The following is a 24,145-nucleotide window of genomic DNA, read 5'->3' as shown; positions in this document are numbered from 1 at the left end:
GAATCACGGTAAACTAAAAAACGCGCCTTATCGATTTGATAAGGCGCGTTTTCGTTTTACTCGTTAAATCGAAGTACACCTTCTTGAATCGTAGAGGCAACCAGTTCACCTTTCTGGTTAAAGATCTCGCCTCGTACTAACCCACGGGAATTGCTCGCGTTAGGACTATCAATGGCATACAGCAACCATTCGTTAGTGTTCACTGGACGGTGGAACCACATGGAGTGGTCAATGGTTGCCATCTGGAATTTAGGCGCGAAGATAGAGACGCCGTGAGGGTGCAGAGCGGTAGTGAGGAAGCGCCAGTCAGAAGCGTAACCGAGCACATACTGGTGAATGAGCTCATTGTTTGGAACCTCACCGTTCGCACGGATCCAAAGATATTGCTTGGCTTCAATCTTCTCAGGTTTCAACGGGTTAACAACGTGTACCGGACGTACTTCAATCGCTTCTTCGCTGCAGAACACCTCACGGATTTGCTCTGGCAAGAAATCGGCAATGCGCATCGCCAGCTCTGATTCAGAGGCAAAGTTCTCAGGTCCTGCTACTTCTGGCATTGTGCTTTGGTGTTCAAAGCCTGGCGCCTCACAGTGATAGCTAGCCGTAAGATAGAAAATAGGGCGACCATTTTGAATCGCTTTTACGCGACGGGTACTAAAACTGCGGCCATCTCGAAGATTCTCAACATCGTAGATAATCGGTTTTAGCGGATCGCCCGGGTAAAGAAAGTAGCTGTGGAATGAGTGCACGGTGCGATCTTCTGCCACTGTATAGCGCGCAGCAGACAGTGCCTGACCAATGACTTGGCCGCCGTACACTTGAGGTAAGCCTAAGTGCTGGCTTTGACCTCGAAATAGCCCTTGCTCTAATTGTTCTAATTGCAACAGTTCGAGTAATTCAGTTAATGGTTTGCTCATAGATAGGTCTTTTTCTTGTACGTAATGGGCAAAGTGTGGATTTTACTGATGGATTCGTCAAGGGATACGGAGGTTTGTAGGAATAGAGTGGTTTTTTCCGCAAAATGACCGAGCTTGAGCGTCGCAACTGTAGAATTCTGTTATCTTTATTGCATAACGTAGCGATGTGTTTCTAATAAAACTATCGCTAACAGAGTTAATCGCCCCATCAAGTGAGGTTTCATGAAACTATTAAAATTTGGCGCATTGGCGCTTATCCTTGGCCTAGCTGGCTGCCAAACTGCACCTCAATTAAACCCGCAAACGGAAGTCGAAAAACCAACCTCTGCGGAGCAAGAAACTACTGTCTCAGAGCAAGAAACAATGGCATCAGTAAAAGGCACCATCGCTTACCGAGAAAGAATTGCGCTACCGGCTGATGCTGTTGTGACGGTGAAACTTCAAGACGTATCGCTACAAGATGTGGCGGCGAAAGTGATCAGTGAGCAAACCTTCACAACGGATGGTGCGCAAGTGCCGTTCGATTTTGAATTAAGCTACGACACTCAAGAGATCAATCCAAAGCATACCTACAGTGTGAGCGCACGTATCGAAGTGGAAGGTAAGCTGCGTTTCATCTCTGACACCTCTTACCCGGTTATTACCGATGCGAATAGCACTGAGCAAGTGAACTTGTTGCTGGTGGGCGTGAGATAACGAACATGCGTTGGCAGTCTTAGGGCTGCCAACCAAATTCTTTTAAGCGCACTCGCCCCTTCACTGAAAACTCCACGCCTTCTTCCATTAATATCGATCTCTGTCTCAAAAACGAATCTCCCTTTAGAGAGATTTCTCCCTTGCCGTTGATGACACGGTGCCAAGGTAAGCGGCTACCTTCAGGCAAGCTACCAAGCGCCTTGCCAACATGCCTTGCGTAGCCCGGATAGCCCGCCATTTTTGCAATCTGACCGTAAGTTGCTACTTTCCCAAATGGAATTTGGTGAATTACTGCAAAGATTTGCGCCTTGAATTGATCCATACTGAAACTGTCCCAGATTTATTTGCCATGGAAAGGTATGAGGGGGGAGCTATGGTATTTTCGGTGTTTCAATTCGTAATCACAAGTGTGCTGGCGATGATTTGTGCTAGAACCATTGGTGTTACTGAAGGGGATATCCCTGTACTTGCGGTGATGATTCCAGCTTTATGGATACTGCCTCAAGGTGGTGTCGCTGGGTTAATGCTACTCGCATCCATGATTGTTTACGGTCTCACGCTTCCACTGCAATCTATTGCGATGTCAGTGGCGGTATGGATATTACTCCCGGTCTTTATGGTCGTCTTTTCTAAGCGCAGTAATGTCTGGGTAGTCAGTATCGTCGGGCTTATCGTCCTCACTCTGAATGTCGGTATTATGCTGACGCAGTCAGCAGGCAAACTAGGCGGAACTCCGATGGTGACACTTGTACAGGGGTTCTCGGTTTTTGTTGCTTGGTTCGCGGCGAGAAACTGGAAGGGCTCAACGGAACACAGCTGGTGGTCACTGCTCCTAATCTTACCCATGTGGGCTGCGGGTTTGCCTTATGCGGCATTAATCTCGCTATGTATGACGGGTATGCTCGCATCAATGGAAAGCCTAGGCAGGCTAAAAACCTTTAAGTGGAATAAGCTACTTTGCTGGACGCTACCAACGGTTGGTTTCGCGGCGATAGTTGTGGTTCCAACGATTGATGTTCCTAAACCTGTCTTCGTTGTTTGGCTGTGTCTGCTTGGCACTGCGTGGATGACTGACTACATCATCAACATTGATGAAGAGCACCAAGGGACATAATCGTGTTAAGCAAGGGACATCGATGGGGATAACCTGCGCTCAGCAGCTTCACAAACGAAGCAATGTTGGGCGCTTTGTTTAATCTGTAAGCACTTAACAGATAAAGCAAACAGTTTTGCTCGCAAGCCCTTGCAATCATCGCCCCGATACCAGATAATCCTCCCACGCTTTGCAGCAGTGACCTTTCACAGCGCAACAGCAACAAAATCTATGGAGGCCCTGGTCCTCCCGCAACAATAGCTCGTGAACTCGGTCAGGTCCGGAAGGAAGCAGCCGCAGCGAGTGACTTGTGTGCCGGGATGTGGCTGGGGTCTCCACCCATTAAAAACGCCGCTTTTATTAGCGGCGTTTTGCTATCTGAATCTCATCAAATCAATAAGCGTCAGCGTAATTTTGAGCGTACTGTCTTGGTGTTACACCACGGTATTTTTTAAACATGCGACTAAAGCTTGTCGTGTTGGTATAGCCCATTTTTTTTGCGACGATCTCTAATGGCACACCCAAGACAATTTGCTTTACGGCTTCCCCGGAAAGTACAAACCCCACGATAGAAGTAAAATTAAGCCCAGAAAATTGCAGCCGCCGCTGTAGTTGCTGCTCAGACAGACCTAAAAGCTGTGATACTTTGGCAAGTGTTGGCAGACCAAAATGTCTCGAGTAATTAACGACTTCGTAAAGTACTTTCATCTCATCTTGAGGATCGGGCATATCGAGATAGCCATCTAAGTCAGCAAAGCTCATTGATAGTTTTTCTGCGGGCAGTTTCGGGGCTCTATTGCCTTGTAAACGCAAGCGATTCGGCAGCCACACTTCGGTTTTATTGTGCCCCCATTCAATTTGGCACCCAAAATAGTCTTCGTACTTAGTTTTGTTGGTTAGGGAGCCGGGAAGGCAGACTCTGTTGGGCGTAAAGTCTTGCCCTAAGTAATGTTTGAGCACATTGAACATGAAGTTGGCGACACGCACGCCATCTTGTGCTTTAGCGTTAGCGGTGATCGAGTCGTTTTTGTAAGTCCATTTGACGATGGGACCGACGATTTCCCCACCAAAAAAGGCGCCAGATTGGATGCAGGTAATACCGGAGTTGATGCGACGAATCGTTGTAGCTAAGTCATGTCCTGCGAAGAACCAGTGACTCAATGAGCCAAGCTTGCTGAGATCCATTTGTCGAACAAGCGTCAACACTGCGTCTGGATCTCCAGTGATGCGCTCTAGGTTTTCGTAAAATTGATTGAGTACTGAAACCGGAATCAGGTTCATATCATACTCCAACACCGAGCGTGGTATGCCGAGTGCGTCGGGCGTAATACTGTAAGTTAACTGCAGGCGGTCAACTAACCCTTTGATTCCCATCACTCGAACAAAGTGAACGTTGTGAAACATGACTCTTCCTTAGACATTGATTCAATCAAAAATAACGGATATTTGATTGAATCTATCACACTGTAACCAATTGTTTCATGCTGATTTACACTCCCGACTCGATTTATTTATGAGAGCAAGCAATGAGTTTAGTGAGTGTCCCCTTCGTTGGAACGGGGGCTGATACCGCGCTTCACGTCGTGTCAGCCGTTGTGTTAGTAGCCAGTATTGGTGCTGCTATTTATGGATTTTGGCGAATCCATGAACTTCCTATCAATAAAGCCCACAGCCGAGACCATCACCAGCTTGGGCTCATTACCGCACTCACTTGGATTGGTTTTATCTGGCATTGGGTATGGGTGTTGGCCGTGATTATCGCATTTGTAGATATGGAAAAAGCCATTGTTCGCCTACGCGATGTTTGGAATAGTGACAGCGAAAAACCGGAGAATGATGCATGTTAGAAGGTTTAGCGGTTTGGGCTCTGTTCATCTACTTACTTAGACTCATTGGCATGCCTTGGAACAAGTTCTCTAAGAGCTTTGCGTATGTTGGTGGTACAGGTTGGCTAATGTTTGTTTGGGTTGGGCTGATTAACTATACACCGATGGATCTATCGGGAGGATCCTTGGTTCAAGCACCGCATATTCAATTACGCCCGGATTCATCGAATGTTTCAGGTAAGGTGATCAAACTTCATATAGAGCCTAATCAACAGATTGAGAAGGGGCAACTCATCTACGAAATCGATCCAAAACCGTTTCAGATTGCATTGGATCAAGCCGCTATTCAAAATGAGGCTGCTGACGTGTCTCTCGACAGTGCGATTCAAGATGTTGAAATAGCGAAGTCTACCTACTTATCATCACTTAAAGCGGTAGAGACATCTCAAAGTCAGCTCAAGGCTGCAGTGGTCGATTACCAATTGCAGAATAAAATGCTTAAGCGATTTCAGGAGCAAAACTCAGTTGTGAGTAACACTATTACTGAGAGTGATATCGATAAGCAGGTTAGCTTGGTAGAAGTGGCGCGCCATAAAGTCACGACTATCGAAGCTCAGCTCGATAAAAAACGTGTCGATTCCGATAAAGCTAAACTTGCAATAAGTAAGTCTGAGCTCGCTGTTGAGAGTAAGCGCGCAGAGCTTCGTAACACACAAGAAAATGTGGAGCGAGCGCAATGGGATCTGGATAGCACTAAGGTTTACGCGCCAGCAGACGGGTTTGTCACTAATTTTATTCTGCGAGAAGGGCAATTGCTTTCGCGAGTCCCCCGTCTGCAGATGTACACCAATGAAAAGTATGTGTTGATGCGAGTGAATCACCAAGCCATTCGAAATATCCATGCGGGGCAACCTGCGGAATTTTCAACATCTGTCTATCCAGGACATGTGTTTGCCGCGGAAGTTGAAGGTATCGTTGAAGCAACGGGAGAATCGCAAGGGACATTGCTGGCGATGGACCAATCTGTACGCGCAACGACAGGCCAGAACGTCAACAATAAACACCACTTTGTCCGTTTGAGAGTTTATGAAACCGAAGGTTATGACATTCCGGTCGGCGCTGTTGGTCTCGCTTGGGTGAGTGGCGATAAGCCTATAGGCTTCCTTGCATTCCTTGATGTTATTCGCGGTATTATCCTGAGAATGAAGTCGCAGCTTTATTTCTTCTATTCAATCTAGAAACGCATAGACATGCGTTAGAAGTTTGCTGCATTGCGTAACTATTAGCGCGTGTATGTACCCGAGCGCAGTATGTTGTTTCGATGATTTATCTCTCAACGAAAACCCCCTCACTAGGAGGGGGCGGGTACAAGCGACTGTTTAAGGTTGGTGACTAATCAACCCTATAGGGGGAGTCGCTAATTCCGTTTAGACAGCTTCTTTGAGTGATGCTGCGACTTTGTCGACTTTGCCTGGACCTACGATAACTTGGACGCCTGTTTCGCCCATTTTTATCACGCCAATCGCGCCGGCAGCTTTCAATAGTTCCTCGTCAATCTTGTTTGAGTCTTCAACGACTAGGCGTAGTCGTGTAATGCAATTGTCGATGACTTTGATATTGTTTTTACCACCTAGCCCAACGATGTATTTGGTTGTGGTTTCGTCGTTGACTTCCGCATTGTCGTCGTCCATCTTGCCGCCGCGACCTAACGTCTTGAAATTAAACTTAGTAATCATAAAGCGGAACGTTACGTAGTATAGAACTGCGAATACTAGGCCTTGAGGGATTAACATATACCATTGAGTTGCCAACGGGTTTTGAGTTGAGAGTAGGAAGTCTACAAAGCCTGCAGAGAAACCGAATCCAGCCATCCATCCCATTGCTGCAGAGATGTACATGCTTAAACCAACCAACACCGCGTGAGCAACATAAAGTGCTGGTGCTAGGAATAGGAACGAAAATTCAATTGGTTCGGTAATGCCCGTAAAGAATGACGCCATAGCTGCGGCAAGCATGATTGAAGCAACCTTTGTTTTGTTCTCTTTGTCAGCGCAGTGGTAGATAGCAAGCGCTGCTGCTGGGAGACCGAACATCATTACAGGGAACATACCCGCTTGATAGCGACCTGTTACGCCTGGGATTCCCACTCCTTCTGCAATAGACTTGGCACCGCCTAAGAAATTAGGAATATCGTTAATACCGATAACGTCGAAGTAAACCACCGTTTGTAAAGCATGGTGCATACCGACGGTTAAAGTTAGACGGTTTAGCACACCATAAATACCGATGCCCCAGGAACCCATGTTCTCAAACTTCTCGCCAAGGCCGGCTAATGCGTCGAAGACGACAGGCCAAACGAACATAAGAACGGCTGCGACGGCGATGGCTGCAATAGAAGTTAGAATAGGAACAAGGCGTTTGCCAGAGAAGAAAGCCAAGAATTTAGGTAGTTCAACGCCTGAATAACGGTTATAGATAACCGAGGAGATGATGCCACAGATGATACCGACAAACTGGTTCGATACCTTGTCGAATGCGTAGTTTACGTCTTCGGGCGCGATGCCTTGGATCTGCCCAATCATTTCACGGGACATCAGCGCCATTAGAACCAGCCACATAACTAGGCCGGATAGAGCAGCTGAGCCGTGGTTATCTTTTGATAGTCCAAACGCGAGACCAACAGCGAATAGTATCGGCATGTTTTCGATGACGGCACCGCCAGACTTAATGAGAAATGCCGCCATTGCATTCTCTCCACCCCACGCGACGGGATCTAACCAGTAACCGATTCCCATTAAAATGGCCGCAGCGGGTAGAACGGCAACTGGAACCATAAGGGCTTTACCCACTTTCTGCATATAATCTAAAGGTGACATAAAATTTACCTACTTTGCTTTCGATATGATGGTCACATCCAAGTTAATTCGTGACTCGAATTTAACTTATTTTGTTATGGCCGAAGTATCACCTTATAGTCAGTATGACCTCTAGTTATGTTATTGCTGTATTGAGAGCTTTTTGGATTAAGTTTTGAGTTAGAACACCAGTGCTCGCTTGAGTTGAGTATTATCTCAGCCCTTCATTGCCCTTGAGCCAATTTAATTTATTACAGATACAAAAAAGCCCGATTGTGATTCGGGCTAGGCTTGCTCAATCGTTAAAATTGAGTTCGATACACTGTTAATATTGATGAAGTTGCGTTTTTTATTCTTGTTTTATCGTTTCTCAGCATCGTCAGATGGGTGCCATTCTTTATCCCAAAGGTGTTCGGTTGGTCGGTCAAACATAGTCTGATTTAACCCGATGTTTCCTTGATATGGGAAGCCTAAAGCCTTCCATAATTCTCTTTGTTCATCTGTCTCAACATATGCCCCAATTAACCTAGTGCCATTGCTGATCGCGTTTTCCTTGGCAAAGTTGATAAGCTTTGTAGCGATCCCTTTTCCGCGGTGCTCTTTCTCGACGCAAAGGTAGTGACACATGATGAGATGTCTTGTTTTGTCAGGATGTTCAGGGTGTCGAATTCTATCGCCAACGGCCACGCAAACGCCCGGAATGCGAATAATAACCACCGACCTTTTGTCTTTAATCTCCATTCGCGCTGGATCTGGGAGATGGTTAGCCTCGTTGTATATCTTTTCGGCGTGTCGAATGTAAGGGATCGCTGTCGTTCCGCCCCTTATGATTTCGATATCGAGAGACTCGTCTAGATCTAGGTTATGCATTAGCCTGTACGCGACTCGGTATTTGATACGCTCGACAATATTGTCGAAGTCGTATCGATAACCTCTATCCTCTCGGTCGGCAAGATAAGCAAGGTAATACAGGGTATTCCCGTCCACACTATCGACGCCGTCAAACCAATAGACGTCACCGACCCTAGAGGAGGACGAACCGCGCCCAGGGCGGCTTAAAATCTCTTGGTTGTATGTCCCATATCGGTTTACAAAATCACATAATACATCAGCGTAAAACTCGATATTGCTCTCGTGTTTCTGATGTTCTCTCGAGCCAGCCTCTATTCTGGCCATAAGTCTAAGGACGCGCTTCGCTTCTTCAGTGTCTAAATGTGGAACTGTCACAGATTTACCTCGCAACGTGAATCTAATATGAATTGACTTAGGTCGCTACGCAATTCGTACAGTAACGCTAAAACCATTTCCCTTTCACTTTGACGTATATTTCACCCCTCGGTCAACCTTTTGCATCAAGCGTTATATTACTTTTTGAGTTTGTAATAATTTGAAATATATAGGCGAAGGTTATCGTCTCTATAACATTACAAGTTGTTCATCGCCTTGTATCTTGCACGCCGTGGCAAAGGACAGCCCCCAACGTAAAGCGGTTGTTTTACCTGGCGAATTTCAAGTTCAGGTATCCGTAAATTAAGGGTTTTGATATTCACGAATACCGTCATGGGGTGGGTTTTGTTTACTACCCCAAACGGAGCATATGAGGCGAGAAGATGAATAAAATATTGGTTGCAATTTCAGTTGTCACGTTTTCTGCAGGAGTGGCTGCGCACGGCAACGTGGATCTTTCTAAAGGTTCACAAGTTGAGGTTTATACCGTGTTCGAGAGTGAAGCGAATCACGGCTCGACTAAGCGTGACGAGAGTTACGGTTTTGAAACGGTCCTTATGGATGACTCTGGTTACTTTCTATATGCAGAGGGTGAGACAGGGGCGCATAACTTCTATCAAATTGGTGGAGGTAAATACTTCAACACGACCGAAAATCTAGGAACGTTTGTTTATGGCTCATATGCCGACGGTGGTTTCGGAGAGCAAGAAATACGTGCGCGTTTCGGCGCCGACTATGCCGTAGGGCACGGTTTAACCGTCAACGGTCGATTAGGATACGACCGAGGTGTTAAGGGGCTAACTTGGATGGAGTATCAAACAGGCCACGGGCATGATCACCACAACGGATACGGTTCGAAGCACGACTCTAAAATTGCTCGTGCGGAACTTGGTTTTGCTTATGACCTTCTGGAAAAGTTTGATGTGTCGTTTAACTACGTTACTCAAAAGCAGCTAGAAGGTGAGCTTAATTATGATCGCGAAGATAATCGCCACTATGAGATACGCGTTACTTATTCAGAAACTGACATTCAGCCATACGCCGAGTTTCGTAACACAACAGCGTCATTTGTTGCTGACCACTTTGAAGAAAAAGCCGCTCAATTTGGCCTTTCTGTGAAATTCTAATTAAAGCGATAGTTAAGAAGTGATACTCAATCCAAAACAACTCTTCATTGGTTAGGGTTTCAATTTCTAAAGAATTCCTGCTATTCGATTTCTTGTCAATTATTAACATAAGTCGAGTAGCGGAATAACCATCCCCCTCACTGCCAATTTTTGGGGGATTCATATTTCAAGTATGAACGTATAGAAAGATAATCAAAGGGACTTCGGTCCCTTTTATCGAGGGATACTTTATGAAAAGAGTAATGTATGAGGTGCCGGAATTGACGTTCTCTGAAATTAAAACTCTGTTGCCAATGTATGACATTGTCGATTCGGCGCTTATTTTAGTGGTGACTGTTTATTTTGGTATTCAAGCTATAGTAGATCCAATCGTGGACGGAATACTTCCAACGTTCGGCGGTGCTGCTGCTTTTGTTGTATTCAAAGTGCTAGTCCAAAGATACTACCTATCCATTGAGCAAATTGACATGGCTAAAGAATAAATGAAAGAGGTATTTTGCCTCTTTCAGTACTAGAAACCTACGCAGCGTCTTGTAAGAAGACGAATTGTTCAAGCGCCTTTGTTATTGAGGCGATAGAGTCAACAATTCCACGCCGTGCGGTGGTATAACCGCTCTTAAATCTAAAGATTCATTTTGATGCAGAAGGGTGTTAACAGTCCTTTTTGGCCAAGCAATGCGTTTTAATTGTTCAACATCTTCAACGTGTAGAGGATTAGGGCTCCCCATACGCTGCCAGTCATCATAAGCAGAGCCGTGTTCTTGGTTTAACTGATGTCTTGTTAGCCGGTAATGACCTGAAGGCAGTTTAACTTCAAATGCAAATTGCTTGCTTTCTTGATCGTTAAACGCGGCGTAAGGATTGGATGCCTCAACAGCAGAGACATCACCACTGGCGTAAAGATCGTCAAAGTGAACGTAGTTTACCATTAGGATTTGAACAGTCTGGCCTTTCATAGTGATCAAGTAATCCTGACCACGTTCAATGATGATACTGCCGAGTTGTTGAAGTAGGGCAAGCGCGTGAAAACCAGGCTTAGGAATACCTTCTCTGGTAAGTAGTCCAAATCCTCCATGGAAAGTCGATGCGGACGGCCCACGCTCTTCAAACAGATCGCTAAAAGTCCAAACAGCCAGAGAGTCAACCTCATTGATGAGATCGATAGCGTTATGGATGATAAAGCTACCCATATAAGCGGTGTCGAGCAGCTTGTTGCCCCAGCAAGCAGAAGTATTCCACTCGGTTACATGAACCTCCTCAGGCGCGAGAGAGGCGATGTGTTGTTTGCCTTTGGTGATGAGTTCTCGACTTCCAAATTCACCAAGGGAGCGACGAATGACGTTGCCTGAGTTTTCTAACGAACTGAAGGCATCATAAACCTCTGGGTAAATATGAAGTGAGAAGAAATCAGGAGTGAGTTCGTTTTCATGACAAAAATCGACAAAGTGATTTAGCCAGTCGCTTGTTGCAAATGACATATGGCTAACCGAAGGGCTACCAATCTTTATGCCCGGATGGACAGAGCGAATCGCTTGATAAGTGTTTAAGTAATGCTGATGATAGGTTGTTTGGTCTTCGGACCAAAAAATGCCAGCTAAGTCAGGCTCATTCCAAGCCTCGAAATACCACGTCGTGACTTCGGCCTCACCGTAGCGCTGCAAGATATGTTGGAAAAATTGCACGAGTAAATCCTGCCACCAAACCATTTCCTGTGGAGGGGTGATATTGCCTTTCCAGTGGGCGACGGATTGAGTGCCACTGGCAAAAGTGTCGGGCGTATAACCGAGGCAAACAAACGGTTTTAACTCTATTGATAGTAAAAAATCAAATAACTCATCAACGTAGCTCCAGTTGTATTGACCTAGGTTGACGACTATCTGCATTTGTTCGACAAAAATACCTTGGAATCTGACGTGTTGAAAATGGAGCTTGGACTGCATGAATGCCATTTGCTGCTGCATCTTAGGACGAAGTGCTTCGTGTGCACAGCCAAATGTCATGACCTTGCCCCATATCGGGTTGAGGTTTGCCTGTTGTGATACAAAAGAAACCGGGATAGGCGGCTGCTCGGTCTCGGGCTGAATTATGGTAGACGGTGCTTTTTTTAGATATTGAAACAGTGATTTATAGATCTCGTTATCACTGACACTCATATAACTCGAATTTAACTCACTACTATGGGGAGTGTATCGCTCCTTGCGAAGCTCTATTGGGGTTAGCGAGTATTTCTGTTTAAACTTTTTGTAGAATAACTTCGGGTCTGTAAACCCACACTCAAAGGCAATGTCTGAAATCTTGTCCGTTGTCGTGATCACTTTTGCCGCAGCACAATGCAAGCGGTAGTCGAACAGGTATTCCTGAAACGTAATGCCCATCCTTTCTCTGAAGAAACGAGAAAGATGGTGAGTGGTTACACACTCTATGGCTGCGATTTCTTGAAGTTGGATCTTATTGCTGTAGTTCTGTTCAACGTGTGCGACGATTCGAGCAAGTCGCTCCAATTCGTGCTCTCTTAGCTGATGATTGCTGTCCTTGGATATTTGATGGGGAAAGTAGCTCAGCACGGTTTCAAAAAGGGACAAAATCTCTCTTTCAATCGCAAGTTTGTACCATGCTTTCTTTTTGACATAAGCCCAAATGATCTCGGCTAAGTGTTTACGCAAAGCATCATACTGGTGGTTTTCTGCATCTAGAGCGCTATTAATCTGAAAGTGAACATTGTTGAGTTCTGCGTAAAAACGTTCTATTACATCGGTAGGAAATTGGATGGCGAGTAGCACATTTTGGCTGTTGGTTGACTTAATGGAATGCAGTTCGTTTGGGTTGAATAATACAATGTCATTTTGATGGAGAGTGTGAGTTTGGTTTTCCTTCCTGACCACCACATCGCCTTTGAGAACCATGAGCAGCTCACTTTCTTGATGCCAGTGTGACGTGACTTCCAATACAGAGTGGATGTAGATTTTTGCATTGATTCCTTCGTCAAGGCTGATGAGTTCGTGGCGGTACTGCATGGGTAAGTCCTTAAGGGGAAACGCTGAACGTTTCACAATGATAAGCGAAACGACGCTATCAACATACTGCTGTTATGGTTAAGCCAACCATGAATGAGTGAGAGTGTGAAGCCCGCTCTCTGCGCGTTGATAGCATCGGTCTTACTATTTCACTTCGACAATTTACGTTCACGCTTTGCCGAGGCGTATGAATCAGGCGGATTGACCGCTCAGAGGTTATAGGGCGCGTATTTCAGCAAGTTCTAATTCCATCTGAGCACCGGTCTTTTTATCTATGGGGTAAAGAGTCAGAACCAAGGCATTGGTTAGGAAGCCAACAGCAGGGAGTATGCTCATCATGAGAAGAATACCATTCAATGTTTCTGCATTTTGTTCACCGCCAGCCTGATAGCCATAGAAGGAAAGTACGGCACCGGTAATCAATCCACTGATCCCCATCCCAAACTTGTGTGAAAAGGTTACCGAGCTGGTGGTTAGGCCGACCACACGTTTACCTTGTTTCCATTCGCAATAGTCTGCGGCGTCTGCCACCATTGACCAGATAATTGGCACGCTTGCACCCTGAGCAATCATGACGCAGAAGAACAGAGCGTAGACCCAAAAGATATTGCTTGTCGGCATCCAATAAAGATTCGAGATAAGAACAGCGGCCACCAGTTGAGCAATAATGATCATTCTCTTTTTACAGATGCGTTTGGCCAAAATAGCGGTGATGACAACGCCGACGAGCATTCCAAGGTTACCCGAGACAAAGAAACCAGTAGCAAGGTCGGTGTTACCAATGTTGTAACTGAAGTAATACATACCAACACCGAAAGGAAGCATGGTAAAGCTAAAGCACAGTACACCAACGGCTAAAAGTACCCACCATGCACGATTGTGAATGACGGTCATCAGATCGCTCTTGAGTGATGTAGTCTGATTGACGGGCTTGATTCTCTCTTTAGTTAAAAAGAAAGTGAGGAAGAATAGGATAACTGCGATCGATGCAAACAGAGTCATAGTGATCTGAAAGCCATACTGTTGGTCATCACCACCAAAAAAGCCAACAAGAGGAAGAGTACCGCCAGAAATAATCAGCATGGCAAAGAAGGCAAAAAACATTCGAAAGCTTGTTAATTGCGTTCTTTCTTGCGGATCAGAGCTCATCATCGTAGGCAAAGAGGAGTACGGAATATTGACGATGGTGTAGCAAACCATAAGCAAAATATAGGTAACGTATGCGTATACCAGTTTATAGGTCATCGACCAGTCTGGTGTGGTTAACGTTGCAATGGCTAATAGAGCCAATGGTACGGCACCAAATAAAATGTAAGGCCTAAATTTTCCCCAACGTGATTGCGTTCGGTCGGCGATAGCGCCCATTAGTGGATCACTGACTGCATCGATCATTCGGGCAACGAAAAACAGCCCACCGACAGCCGCCGCAGAGAGTCCGTATACATCAGTATAAAAATACATCAGGAATGTGCTTATGGTAGTAAGAATGAGCGAGCTAGCCAAATCGCCAAACCCGTAACCGATCTTTTCTTTAAACTTGAGTGTTTGCATAGTGAGTGTCCATGATATTGATTCTGTCACTATCATGGCGGCTATTGAGCGAGTGAATAAGGGACCTATTTAACTCGCTATATGGGTGATCTTTGTGGTTGTGTGGTTTCTGTGATATCGCTCAATACAAAACTAGCGACACTCTCGATAGCAATCAATTCATTGAACAGCCTTGTTTATTACCAAATATCTAGGCATTTATCGAGAAATGAATGAATTTAAATCCCTCTGTTTCAGGTAGTACTCAGATCACACTTTTTATTTGACCACAAAGATCTCCTATACGATCAGACAAACCTATACGAAGTTTGATATTTCGCTTGATTCTATACTGGCGGAAATTGTTATAGGAGCAAGCGTTATGAATTTAAGAGCAAATCCATTTTATCTTTCAGATGAAGATATTGCGTGGGTTGAACAAACATTATCCGGTATGAGTCTAGAAGAGAAAATAGGACACTTGTTTTGCCCTATTGGCTTAAGTTCTGAAGAAAGCGATTTATCTAAACTATTGGAAGACTATAAACCCGCAGGCGTTATGTTTCGCCCTGGACCAACTGAAGAAGTACAAAGCGTGCACCGCTACCTTCAATCACACAGTAAGATCCCAATGTTAATCGCCGCAAATTTGGAAAGCGGTGGTAATGGGTCTGCTCTTGAAGGCACTGAGTTTGGTCGCCAAATGCAAGTAGGGGCAACGGCAGATGTTCAAATGGCGACAAATTTAGGTACCGTCGTTGCGAAAGAAGGACGTGCAGTAGGTTGTAACTGGGCATTTGCCCCCGTCATTGATATTGATTATAACCCCCATAATCCGATTACTAATACACGCACTTATGGCAGTGACCCAGAGCTTGTGGGCGCAATGGGCAAAGCCTACGTTGAAGCTGTTCAGAAACAGGGAATGGCCACATCAATCAAGCATTTTCCTGGTGATGGCGTGGACTACCGAGACCAGCACTTAGTGCTATCGGTTAACTCAATGAAGCCAGAGGAGTGGGACTGTACGTTTGGTCAGGTTTACCAACAGTCAATTGATGCGGGTGCATTGACGGTAATGGCTGGCCATATCGCGATGCCAGAGTATTCAAAACAGCTCAATCCGGCATTAACGGATACTGAGGTTATGCCAGCGTCGCTCGCACCTGAATTGCTCAATGATCTATTGCGCACAAAGCTTGGGTTTAACGGCATGATTGTATCCGATGCAACCAGCATGGTCGGTTTCACGGTTGCAATGAAACGTGAGGAAGCCGTACCAAAGTGTATCGCTGCAGGGTGCGATCTCTTTCTCTTCAACAAAGATTTGGAAGAAGATGTCCGCTATATGCGCCAAGGCATAGAAAACGGATTGTTAACACTAGAGCGCGTTGATGAAGCCGTTACCCGAACATTAGCCACGAAAGCCGCATTGGGGCTGCACAAGCGCGATTTAGAAGCTGAACTTGATTCGTCAGTTGTTGGCTGTGAAGAGCATAAGCGAATGGCTGAACAGTGTGCTGATAAGTCGATTACATTGGTGAAAAACCGTGATGACATTCTTCCACTAAACCTAGAGCAGCATAGTCGAGTGCTTCTTATTGGGCTTGGCGATGATCCCGACATGTTCGGTCATGAGTCATCGACTGTTGAGTCGTTCAAGTCTGTACTCGAGCTACATGGCTTTCACGCTAGCATCTATGACACTTCTGAATTTACCATGCGTGACATGCTGCAATCGGTAGAAGACTTTGTTGCCGATTATGATGTGGTTATCTACGTCGCTAAGTATGTAACGGCCAGTAATAAAACAACGTTGCGCATTAATTGGGCACGCCCAATGGGGATTGACGCTCCTTGGTTTAGTGAAGAGATTCCGACAATCTTTGTATCCTTTGGTAGTCCATACCACCTAATGGATGTGCCAAGAGTCCCAACATATATCAATGCCTATACATCAAATCAAGTGACCATCAATGCAGTTGCTTCGAAGCTAATTGGGTACTCCAGTTTCACTGGTATCAGCCCGGTCGATGCATTTGTCGGCCAATGGGACACCAGAATCTAATTCATTCTACTTGTCGAAGTTATTGATAATGGCGGGGCTGCCCGCCATAAGGGCCACAATGTTATTACCGAAATTTGCAATATTTGATTTGGATGGTGTTTTAGTTGATACCGCGAAGTACCACTATATGGCGTGGAAAGAGATCGCTAACGAACTAGGTTTAAATTTTTCAATTGCTGATAATGAAAAACTAAAAGGTGTGAGTCGAGATAGGTCTTTAGATATTATTTTGGAAATAAATAATTCCCAAAACCTAGATTTAGATAAGTCTCAATGGTTAGCTAGAAAAAATGAAATATATCTGAGCTATATAGAAAAGCTGTCGGAAAGTGATTTACTACCAGGTGTTATCGAGACAATATCTTTATTTAAAGAACAAGATATAAAAATGGCGCTAGGCTCAGCTAGTAAAAATGCGATTAAGATACTAAAGACGACAGGGATCTTTGATTACTTTGATGCCGTAGTTGATGGAAATAGTGTGACCAATGCTAAACCAGACCCGGAAGTATTCTTAATTGCAGCGCAGAAGCTTTACGGTCAACCAGCAGAGTGTGTCGTATTTGAAGATGCGATAGCCGGTGTTAATGCAGCATTATCTGCGGGCATGAAAGTCATTGCTATTGGTGATGAAGCACAGTTAGGGCATGCTAATAAAGTTGTTAAAGATATGGCGGAATATTTGAACGTAATCACAAATAAATATTAATGACAAATATCTACTAATAAACATCACAAACAATACCGTTACTGACATTTATATTAAACCGTACTATTAACCTAAAGGGATAACAAAGGAATAAGAGGTTAATATGAAGAAACTAGATTACGCAATAAATGCGATATTTCTATCTGGTCTGGCAGTTTCTTCTGCTTCATACGCAGAGGGACTGTTAGAGGATAGTAAAGTGACACTATCTACTAGAAATATCGCCATGTACTTAGACACAGATACTAACGACGATATTGAGCAGTTTGCTTGGGCTCAGGGTGTCGCTATTGACTATAAATCAGGCTACTTAAGTAATTTTATTGGCATCGATGCGACTTACTCTGGTGCAATCAAGTTAGGAGCAAATGAATACTTTGCTGGACGTAATCTATTACGAAACAATAACGGCGAAGCCGAAGGTTTCAATAAGATTAGCCAAGTTTACGGAAAGCTAAAGTTTGAGGGTGATGATAGTTATGCACGTGGATACTATGGCTGGAAGTCACTTCACAAATTCGGAGCCATTACTGTTTCAAAAAGCCGAGCAGTGGTGAGTAGTTACAAAGGCGCCAGCGGCGAGATAGGTTACAAAGGTTTAGAACTAAGGGGCGCATTTGTTGATACTTTCTCCGACAGAGACACGCCATTACAAGAGGACTTTGAAACACTTAGTGGTGAGAAAATCAATCACATCATTACTGGGGACTTGACCTATCGATGGGGAAAAAAGAACTCAATTTTACTATTCTCCGGGCAAAGTCAGGATTACTTGAGACGCAGCGGTTTAGAAGCCAAATGGCAGCATAGATTACCGAATTATAACGCGTTAGCTTTCTCTGGCTATTTATATCATAACCAAGGGCTAGATGACTGGGAAGGTATTCCTTTTGAGAGTGAAGCGACGCATTACAATATTAACTTAGACTACTTGTTTTCTGGTTGGAAAATTGGTGGAAGTTATGCTTATACCGATGCCAAAAGTGATCATGGCCTAGGTATTTTTTACTGGGATCTTGGGAAAAACACAGATGGTAACTTTAATAGTGTCGCTGATGGCCCAGGAATTGATTTTAATAAAGATGGCGAGCACATGGTTGCATTCCAAACAATGTATGACATGTCGAATTCTGGTATTCCGGGTCTAAAACTTGGTGGGAGACTGACTTATGGCTTTGGTATTGAATATCAGGGGCAAAAGCTTCATGAAGGATCTTTAGACTTACTCGCTATGTATAGTTTCCAAGAAATTAAGGGATTGAGCATGATGCTTGGTATTGGCCCTGGTTATTCATTCGCAACGGATAGCTCTCGAAACCCTGTGATTGAAAATGGTAGTTGGAAGCGAGCACCAACTATTGGTGGCATGTTCAAAATGGATTATAAATTTAACATACTTTGATTAAGAGGTGATTAAAATGAAATACTCACTACTATTTGCACTGATGGGATCAGTGTTAGCACCAGCAACAGTTTCTGCAAATACTCTTGAGCCAATGCGAATATTGGTGGTTAGTGACGATGGTTGCCAGAGTGAAGGTAGTCAAGCATTGTTCGAGGCGTTGAATGATAAAGGTTATGATGTCTGGTTGTCTGCGCCATTAGATAATAAAAGTGGCACTGGGACAGCAGTTACATTTAAATTAGGAAAAGAGTTAAAGTATAAGAAAATAGCGGAAAGGCAATATTGCTTTGATGGGACGCCAGTAGACTCCGTGTTGTTTGGATTAACGGGTCTCATGGCGGATAAAAAACCAGATTTAGTTATCTCAGGAGTTAATGATGGCCCTAATGTTGGTGTTAACCAATTTAACTCAGGTACCGTTGGCGCAGCCGCCCGCGCTGTGCGTCATGGAGTTCCTGCACTCGCCGTTTCTATGGGGTTCCGCTTAGAAGAGCTAAAAATTGGGATGCCTAGTTCACTGAAGTATATTCCCGATGGTGTGGCGCATACGCTATCAATCGTAGAAAAGCTGGACTCTAAAAGAGTTGTCGGAGAGCCACTATTGCCGAAAGGAACCGGTTTAAGCATTAATTATCCCCCTTATCCGGCAGAAGAGGTGAAGGGGATAGAGTATGTGGCGAATGAAGTCAGTCCTGACTACAACTACTACTTCAAGATATTAGGAGATGGTAAGACAGTCCAGGAAGCTAACTTTCAACCATTCAAAGATGCTTCTAACCCAGAGATTGTGAACGATACTACTCAGCTTATGCGCAAACATATTACCTATTCAGTATTTCAGGGACACTGGAATGCGACTCAATATGAACAGGAGTATAAGTCCATATTGAATTGATTTTGTGGAATTGAAATCTCTCGCTTTAACCCAAGAGGGTCAGGCATGTTAACTTCATGCTTGGCCTTTTTGTGCTCAAGAAAGCCTGTTTATTGGCTTCAACATAATCGATGTTTTATAAGTCTCTTCTATGCAGCAATGTGAAATTGTTATTGGCAAGTAGTAGAACCACTCTCCAACCAATATAGTTGTGATAAAGTTCACATTCATTCGTTTTGGCTATGGCTGAAACCGGTTTCAGAAATAATCTTGCCCTCATACCCACACAATAACTGGTGAAACTAAATGGCAAAAATTAGAGATTATAAAAAGCTTGCCCGGGACATACTGTTCGAGGTCGGAGGACAAGACAATATCGTCAGCTTTACCCGCTGCGCTACGCGCTTACGCATTGTTTTAAAAGAAGTTCCTGAAAGTGCAAATGAAAAGGTTCAGAAGCTTACTGGTGTCATTACTGTTGTAGAAAGCGGTGGTCAGTTCCAGGTTGTTATCGGTACGCACGTGGCTGATGTCTACGAAAATATGATGGAATTGGTCGATTCTAGCAAGCTGAGTAGTGATGGTCAGAAAACTCGCGTTTTGGACGCAGTAATTGCATCCATGTCAGCAATTTTCGCACCGATAGTTTACATTTTGGCAGCGGCAGGTTTACTACAAGGCTTTTTGATTGTTGGCAAATACTTCGCGCCTGCGTTTACCGAAACGGGTACGTTCGCGGTCCTAAACTTTATGTCTTGGACTCCGTTTGCGTTCCTTCCCGTTTTTATTGCAATCACAGCGTCCAAACATTTTAACTGTAACCCTTTTATTGCGGTTTTTTGTAGCTGCGTATTGATAAACCCAGACTGGGCGGCTATTGCAGCACAAATCAGCAGTGGGGAAGTGATTACATTCTTATCTTTCCCGCTAGCAAAAACGGTCTATACATCGTCAGTTCTGCCACCTATCTTCATGATTTGGGGACTGTCCTATGTTGAACGATTCGCTAAAAAAGTGATTCCGGCTGTTGTCAGTGAACTGTTGACGCCACTGGTTTGTGTGGTTGTGATGGTACCGCTAACACTTATTGTCATTGGCCCTGTCTCAAGTACAGCAGCAGAAGGTGTCGCGATTGGTTACAACTGGTTGTTTGAAACTTTCCCACCGCTAGCGGCAGCATTAATCGGTGGTATCTGGCAGATTGTGGTTGTGTTTGGAGTTCACTGGGGAATTACGCCAGTGATCATGGCGAACTTTGACATGTATGGCAGAGATTCATTCCAAGCCTTCCAGTCAATGGCCGTAATCGCGCAAATGGCAGCCGCTTTTGCTGTCGCTTACAAATCTCGTAACAAAGCGTTAAAAACCACATCCGTCTCCGCAGGTATTACCGCTGTATTTGGTATCACTGAGCCAACGCTTTATGGCGTGACTCTTCGCCTTAAAAAGCCGTTTGTATGTGGCTGTATCGGCGGTGCAGCGGGTGCGCTCGTAGCAAGTCTGTTTGGTACCTACTACTACGCGTACGCTGGTCTGCCTGGTCTATTGACCATCATGAACTCCATCAGCATCGAGAACCCACAATCCTTCATTGGGATGGCCTCTGGTGTTGCCGTCACAATCGCAACTACCTTTGTTTTAATCAATGTTATTGGCTTCGATGACCCAGTTTCAGAGCAGCAAGAAGAGTCAGAGCTTGAAAAGTCGGAGACGTCATCTCTGACACCGAAAGCAACAATGACACTTATCAGCCCAGCCAATGGTGAACTGGTCGCTCTAGAAAATGTTAACGACGCAAGTTTCTCAGCGAAGCTACTCGGTGACGGCATCGCAATTAAACCGATTGATGGCGTCATTAAGGCGCCCTGTGATGCAGTTGTTTCTTCTGTAATCGAGAGTAAGCATGCAATCGGTCTAACAAGTGATAACGGCGCAGAAATCTTGATCCACGTAGGTTTGGATACAGTGAATTTAAAAGGTCAACATTTCGAATCTTTGGTGACCTTAAACCAACAGGTAAAAGCTGGAGATCCTCTTATCCAGTTTGATAGCCAAGCCATTGAAGATGCTGGCTATGACTTAACCACACCATTTATCGTGCTTAACAGTGATGAGTTCTCCTTATCGGTAAACCATCAGGAAGACCAAGTTAAGTTCGGCCAACCATTAATTCAATTATCATAATGAGCAGTATCATGAGTAACGTATTTCCAAAAGATTTCCTATGGGGTGGCGCGGTGGCCGCGCATCAGCTTGAAGGTGGCTGGGATGCACAAGGAAAAGGCGTCAGCGTTGTTGACGTACTAACCGCAGGGGAGCACGGTGTTCAGCGTCGCATCACAGATGGTGTATTGGAGGGAGAAAATTACCCAAACCAAGTCGCCGTAGACTTTTATCATCGCTACAAGGAAGACATAAAGTTATTCGCTGAAATGGGCTTTAAGTGCTTTCGAACCAGTATTGCTTGGACGAGAATTTTCCCGAATGGTGATGAAACCGAGCCTTGCGAGGAAGGTTTAGCATTTTATGACGAGCTATTCGATGAACTGCTGAAATACAATATTGAACCGGTTGTGACGTTAAGTCACTTTGAAATGCCGTATCACCTAGCGAAAGAGTATGGCGGCTGGATGAACCGTAAGGTCATTGACTTTTTTGTGCACTACTCATCAATCGTGATGGAAAGATACAAAAACAAAGTTAAATACTGGATGACCTTTAATGAGATTAATAACCAAAGCAATGTGTCGGCCGATATTTTTGGTTGGATGTGTTCTGGCGTCAAGTTCTCTGACTTTGAAAATAAAAAGCAGGCCATGTACCAAGTCGTTCATCATCAGTTTGTCGCCAGTGCTTTGGTAGTGAAAAAAGGCCATGAGATTAATCCAGACATGCAAATTGGTGCCATGTGTGCGATGGTGCCGTTCTATCCAAGAAGTTCAAAGCCAGAAGATGTGATGTTGGCGCAGCAAGCGATGCGAGATCGTTATCTGTTCTCCGATGTGATGATTCGTGGACACTATCCAACCTACGCTAAGCGCGACTGGGCTTTGAAGGGTTACAACATTGAGATGTTACCGGAAGATGAAGCCATCTTAAAAGAAGGCAAAGCTGACTACCTAGGTTTTAGCTATTACATGTCGAATACACTAGACTCAACTTCTTCTCAGTCCACTGAAGAGAGTATGGACGGTGGTCACGAGAATTCGGTAGACAATCCATTCATTAAGTCGAGTGATTGGGGGTGGCCAATTGACCCAACAGGTCTGCGATACTGTTTAGCCTCGTTATATGAAAGATACGAAGTGCCTTTGTTCATCGTCGAAAATGGTTTTGGCGCTGTGGACACGATTGAATCGGACGGCTCGATTAATGATGACTATCGTATTGACTATTTGCAGGCGCATATTGATGAGATGGGTAAAGCCGTTGCGATAGATGGGGTTGACCTCATGGGTTATACCCCTTGGGGATGTATTGACTTAGTTTCGTTCACCACTGGTGAAATGAAAAAGCGCTACGGCTTTATCTACGTTGATAAACATAATGACGGTAGTGGCACGCTAGAGCGTAAGCGCAAGAAATCGTTCCAATGGTATCAAGATGTGATTTCAAGCAACGGTGAAACCGTCTAACCGCTGATATCATCATGTCACAGAGATTGTGCATCGACATGTAACGTCGATGCACAATGTTTAAAGTCTATTTGATATAAAGGTGTGAGATGTCAGTTACTATGTTGGATGTCGCTCAAAAAGCGGGGGTTTCCAAAGCGACAGTATCAAGAGTGCTCAACGGAAAAAACATAGTCCGCCCAGATCTGGTCGCTCGTGTTTTTGATGCTATTCAAGAGACTGGGTATCGCCCTAATATACTGGCTCAAAACCTTTCTACACGACAGACGAACTTTATAGGGTTTGTTATTGCTAACGTTTTGTTTGATGGTCCTTATTTTTCATCGATGATGTATCACGCCGCTTCTTTTTGTGAAGATTCTGGACATCAGCTGGTGATGACGGATGGCAAGCACAGTAAAGTGGAGGAAAGACACGCTATTAACTTCCTGCTCGATATGCGCTGTGCAGGGATCATTATTTATCCCAAGTACCTCAACGAAAAAGAACTCGCCACTATCATCTCCAACACGGATGTACCAATTATGGTGATTAATCACACCGTAGAGGAACTTCCTCACTGTTCAATAACCACAAACCACTATCAAAGTGCGTTTCAGATGATGGAATACATTGTCGAACAAGGCCATAAAGACATTGCCATTATTCGCGGTAACGTATGTTCAGGTACCGATCAGTTGCGTTATCAGGCATATCGAGACGTATTGAAGAAACATCAGCTGCCTTATAAAAAAGTCTATGAACAGCAGGGTAATTGGACGCTAGAAGGTGGTTTTTTAGCCGCTCAGAATTTGCTACAGGCGTCTGCTGATGTGACTGCTGTCATGGCATGTAACGATGACATGGCGATTGGAGCCAGCAAAGCGTTTAACAAAGCAGGGGTGAGACTACCTGAAGACATCTCGGTAACAGGTTTCGATAATAGTAATGTCGGTGAGTTTCTGAGTCCAAGTTTGACAAGTGTCGATATCCCACTTGAGAAGATGACTCAAAAAGCAATCTTAAAACTATTGGGTAAGCATGAGGAAGCATCATGCATTGAAACCACTGGGTCAATTATCATCAGAGACTCTGTCACAAAAAGGTGGTAACGGCAACTTGTACAAGCGTAGCTATAATGCTGTGCAATATTAATATGCAATTTGTTGAATTTGCTTTTCACTTTCCTA

Annotated in this window: 20 protein-coding genes and 1 other RNA gene; 14 read left to right on the top strand and 7 right to left on the bottom strand. The window is 44.5% G+C overall.

The features are described from left to right. Positions 1 to 56 precede the first annotated feature (56 nt). Positions 57 to 917, bottom strand: a complete 861-nt coding sequence (gene tesB, locus ACVA6Q_RS14540) for an acyl-CoA thioesterase II (protein ID WP_353498212.1) — start codon at positions 915 to 917, stop codon at positions 57 to 59. 222 nt (positions 918 to 1,139) lie between these two features. Here tesB and ACVA6Q_RS14535 point away from each other — a divergent pair, with 222 nt between their 5' ends. Next, a complete protein-coding gene (locus ACVA6Q_RS14535; RefSeq protein WP_446647983.1) occupies positions 1,140 to 1,613 on the top strand; it encodes a YbaY family lipoprotein in 474 nt (157 codons plus the stop codon). 19 nt (positions 1,614 to 1,632) lie between these two features. On the opposite strand, the gene ACVA6Q_RS14530 is transcribed toward ACVA6Q_RS14535, so the two are convergent. Further along, positions 1,633 to 1,935, bottom strand: a complete 303-nt coding sequence (locus tag ACVA6Q_RS14530; protein ID WP_446647982.1) for an MGMT family protein — start codon at positions 1,933 to 1,935, stop codon at positions 1,633 to 1,635. A gap of 51 nt (positions 1,936 to 1,986) precedes the next feature. Between ACVA6Q_RS14530 and ACVA6Q_RS14525 the strand changes: the two genes are divergently transcribed. Beyond that, positions 1,987 to 2,727: a hypothetical protein gene (locus tag ACVA6Q_RS14525; protein WP_446647981.1), complete on the top strand. Its 741-nt coding sequence runs from the start codon at positions 1,987 to 1,989 to the stop codon at positions 2,725 to 2,727. A 217-nt stretch (positions 2,728 to 2,944) separates the two neighbouring features. Then, an RNA gene (gene ffs, locus ACVA6Q_RS14520) (signal recognition particle sRNA small type) lies at positions 2,945 to 3,041 on the top strand. 58 nt (positions 3,042 to 3,099) lie between these two features. On the opposite strand, the gene ACVA6Q_RS14515 is transcribed toward ffs, so the two are convergent. Beyond that, a complete protein-coding gene (locus ACVA6Q_RS14515; RefSeq protein WP_446647980.1) occupies positions 3,100 to 4,110 on the bottom strand; it encodes an AraC family transcriptional regulator ligand-binding domain-containing protein in 1,011 nt (336 codons plus the stop codon). 122 nt (positions 4,111 to 4,232) lie between these two features. Here ACVA6Q_RS14515 and ACVA6Q_RS14510 point away from each other — a divergent pair, with 122 nt between their 5' ends. Together ACVA6Q_RS14510 and ACVA6Q_RS14505 are read left to right on the top strand one after the other, a co-directional pair. Beyond that, entirely contained in the window at positions 4,233 to 4,553 is a 321-nt protein-coding gene (locus tag ACVA6Q_RS14510; RefSeq protein WP_446647979.1) for an MFS transporter, read from the top strand. Beyond that, the gene (locus ACVA6Q_RS14505; protein ID WP_446647978.1) at positions 4,547 to 5,770 is read left to right on the top strand and encodes an HlyD family secretion protein; all 1,224 of its coding nucleotides are present in this window, start codon (positions 4,547 to 4,549) and stop codon (positions 5,768 to 5,770) included. Before ACVA6Q_RS14510 ends, ACVA6Q_RS14505 begins: the two co-directional genes overlap by 7 nt. A gap of 189 nt (positions 5,771 to 5,959) precedes the next feature. On the opposite strand, the gene nagE is transcribed toward ACVA6Q_RS14505, so the two are convergent. Both nagE and ACVA6Q_RS14495 read right to left on the bottom strand, forming a co-directional pair. Continuing rightward, positions 5,960 to 7,408: an N-acetylglucosamine-specific PTS transporter subunit IIBC gene (nagE, locus tag ACVA6Q_RS14500; protein ID WP_446647977.1), complete on the bottom strand. Its 1,449-nt coding sequence runs from the start codon at positions 7,406 to 7,408 to the stop codon at positions 5,960 to 5,962. 339 nt (positions 7,409 to 7,747) lie between these two features. Then, positions 7,748 to 8,614 (bottom strand): GNAT family N-acetyltransferase, encoded by an 867-nt coding sequence (locus ACVA6Q_RS14495; RefSeq protein WP_446647976.1) that lies wholly within the window; start codon positions 8,612 to 8,614, stop codon positions 7,748 to 7,750. A 383-nt stretch (positions 8,615 to 8,997) separates the two neighbouring features. On the opposite strand from ACVA6Q_RS14495, the gene ACVA6Q_RS14490 reads away from it, so the two are divergent. Further along, a complete protein-coding gene (locus tag ACVA6Q_RS14490) occupies positions 8,998 to 9,741 on the top strand; it encodes a hypothetical protein (RefSeq protein WP_446647975.1) in 744 nt (247 codons plus the stop codon). Between the two features lie 230 nt (positions 9,742 to 9,971). Next, positions 9,972 to 10,223: a hypothetical protein gene (locus ACVA6Q_RS14485; protein ID WP_446647974.1), complete on the top strand. Its 252-nt coding sequence runs from the start codon at positions 9,972 to 9,974 to the stop codon at positions 10,221 to 10,223. 81 nt (positions 10,224 to 10,304) lie between these two features. Here the strand turns inward: ACVA6Q_RS14485 and ACVA6Q_RS14480 are convergent, their stop codons facing one another. Together ACVA6Q_RS14480 and ACVA6Q_RS14475 are read right to left on the bottom strand one after the other, a co-directional pair. Next, entirely contained in the window at positions 10,305 to 12,755 is a 2,451-nt protein-coding gene (locus tag ACVA6Q_RS14480) for a GH39 family glycosyl hydrolase (protein ID WP_446647973.1), read from the bottom strand. A gap of 216 nt (positions 12,756 to 12,971) precedes the next feature. After that, complete coding sequence (locus ACVA6Q_RS14475) at positions 12,972 to 14,306, bottom strand: MFS transporter (RefSeq protein WP_446647972.1); 1,335 nt, start codon at positions 14,304 to 14,306, stop codon at positions 12,972 to 12,974. A gap of 361 nt (positions 14,307 to 14,667) precedes the next feature. Here ACVA6Q_RS14475 and ACVA6Q_RS14470 point away from each other — a divergent pair, with 361 nt between their 5' ends. The 7 genes from ACVA6Q_RS14470 to ACVA6Q_RS14440 all read left to right on the top strand — a co-directional run bounded on the left by ACVA6Q_RS14470 (position 14,668) and on the right by ACVA6Q_RS14440 (position 24,067). Continuing rightward, positions 14,668 to 16,353 (top strand): glycoside hydrolase family 3 protein, encoded by a 1,686-nt coding sequence (locus ACVA6Q_RS14470; RefSeq protein ID WP_446647971.1) that lies wholly within the window; start codon positions 14,668 to 14,670, stop codon positions 16,351 to 16,353. Positions 16,354 to 16,411: 58 nt separating this feature from the next. Beyond that, the gene (gene pgmB, locus ACVA6Q_RS14465) at positions 16,412 to 17,062 is read left to right on the top strand and encodes a beta-phosphoglucomutase (protein WP_446647970.1); all 651 of its coding nucleotides are present in this window, start codon (positions 16,412 to 16,414) and stop codon (positions 17,060 to 17,062) included. 103 nt (positions 17,063 to 17,165) lie between these two features. After that, positions 17,166 to 18,464, top strand: coding sequence for an OprD family outer membrane porin (locus ACVA6Q_RS14460; RefSeq protein ID WP_446647969.1), 1,299 nt, complete (start codon positions 17,166 to 17,168; stop codon positions 18,462 to 18,464). A gap of 16 nt (positions 18,465 to 18,480) precedes the next feature. After that, positions 18,481 to 19,362: a 5'/3'-nucleotidase SurE gene (gene surE / locus ACVA6Q_RS14455; RefSeq protein ID WP_446647968.1), complete on the top strand. Its 882-nt coding sequence runs from the start codon at positions 18,481 to 18,483 to the stop codon at positions 19,360 to 19,362. Between the two features lie 285 nt (positions 19,363 to 19,647). Then, on the top strand, positions 19,648 to 21,525 hold the full coding sequence (locus ACVA6Q_RS14450; RefSeq protein WP_446647967.1) for a beta-glucoside-specific PTS transporter subunit IIABC: 1,878 nt from the start codon (positions 19,648 to 19,650) through the stop codon (positions 21,523 to 21,525). Between the two features lie 11 nt (positions 21,526 to 21,536). Next, positions 21,537 to 22,976, top strand: a complete 1,440-nt coding sequence (locus tag ACVA6Q_RS14445; protein WP_446647966.1) for a 6-phospho-beta-glucosidase — start codon at positions 21,537 to 21,539, stop codon at positions 22,974 to 22,976. Between the two features lie 89 nt (positions 22,977 to 23,065). Continuing rightward, positions 23,066 to 24,067, top strand: a complete 1,002-nt coding sequence (locus ACVA6Q_RS14440) for a LacI family DNA-binding transcriptional regulator (protein WP_446647965.1) — start codon at positions 23,066 to 23,068, stop codon at positions 24,065 to 24,067. Positions 24,068 to 24,145: the final 78 nt, after the last annotated feature.

The organism is Vibrio sp. DNB22_10_4 (assembly GCF_052879755.1).
The sequence above is the reverse complement of the archived record's forward strand: the minus strand, read 5'-3'. Positions and strand labels throughout refer to the sequence as shown.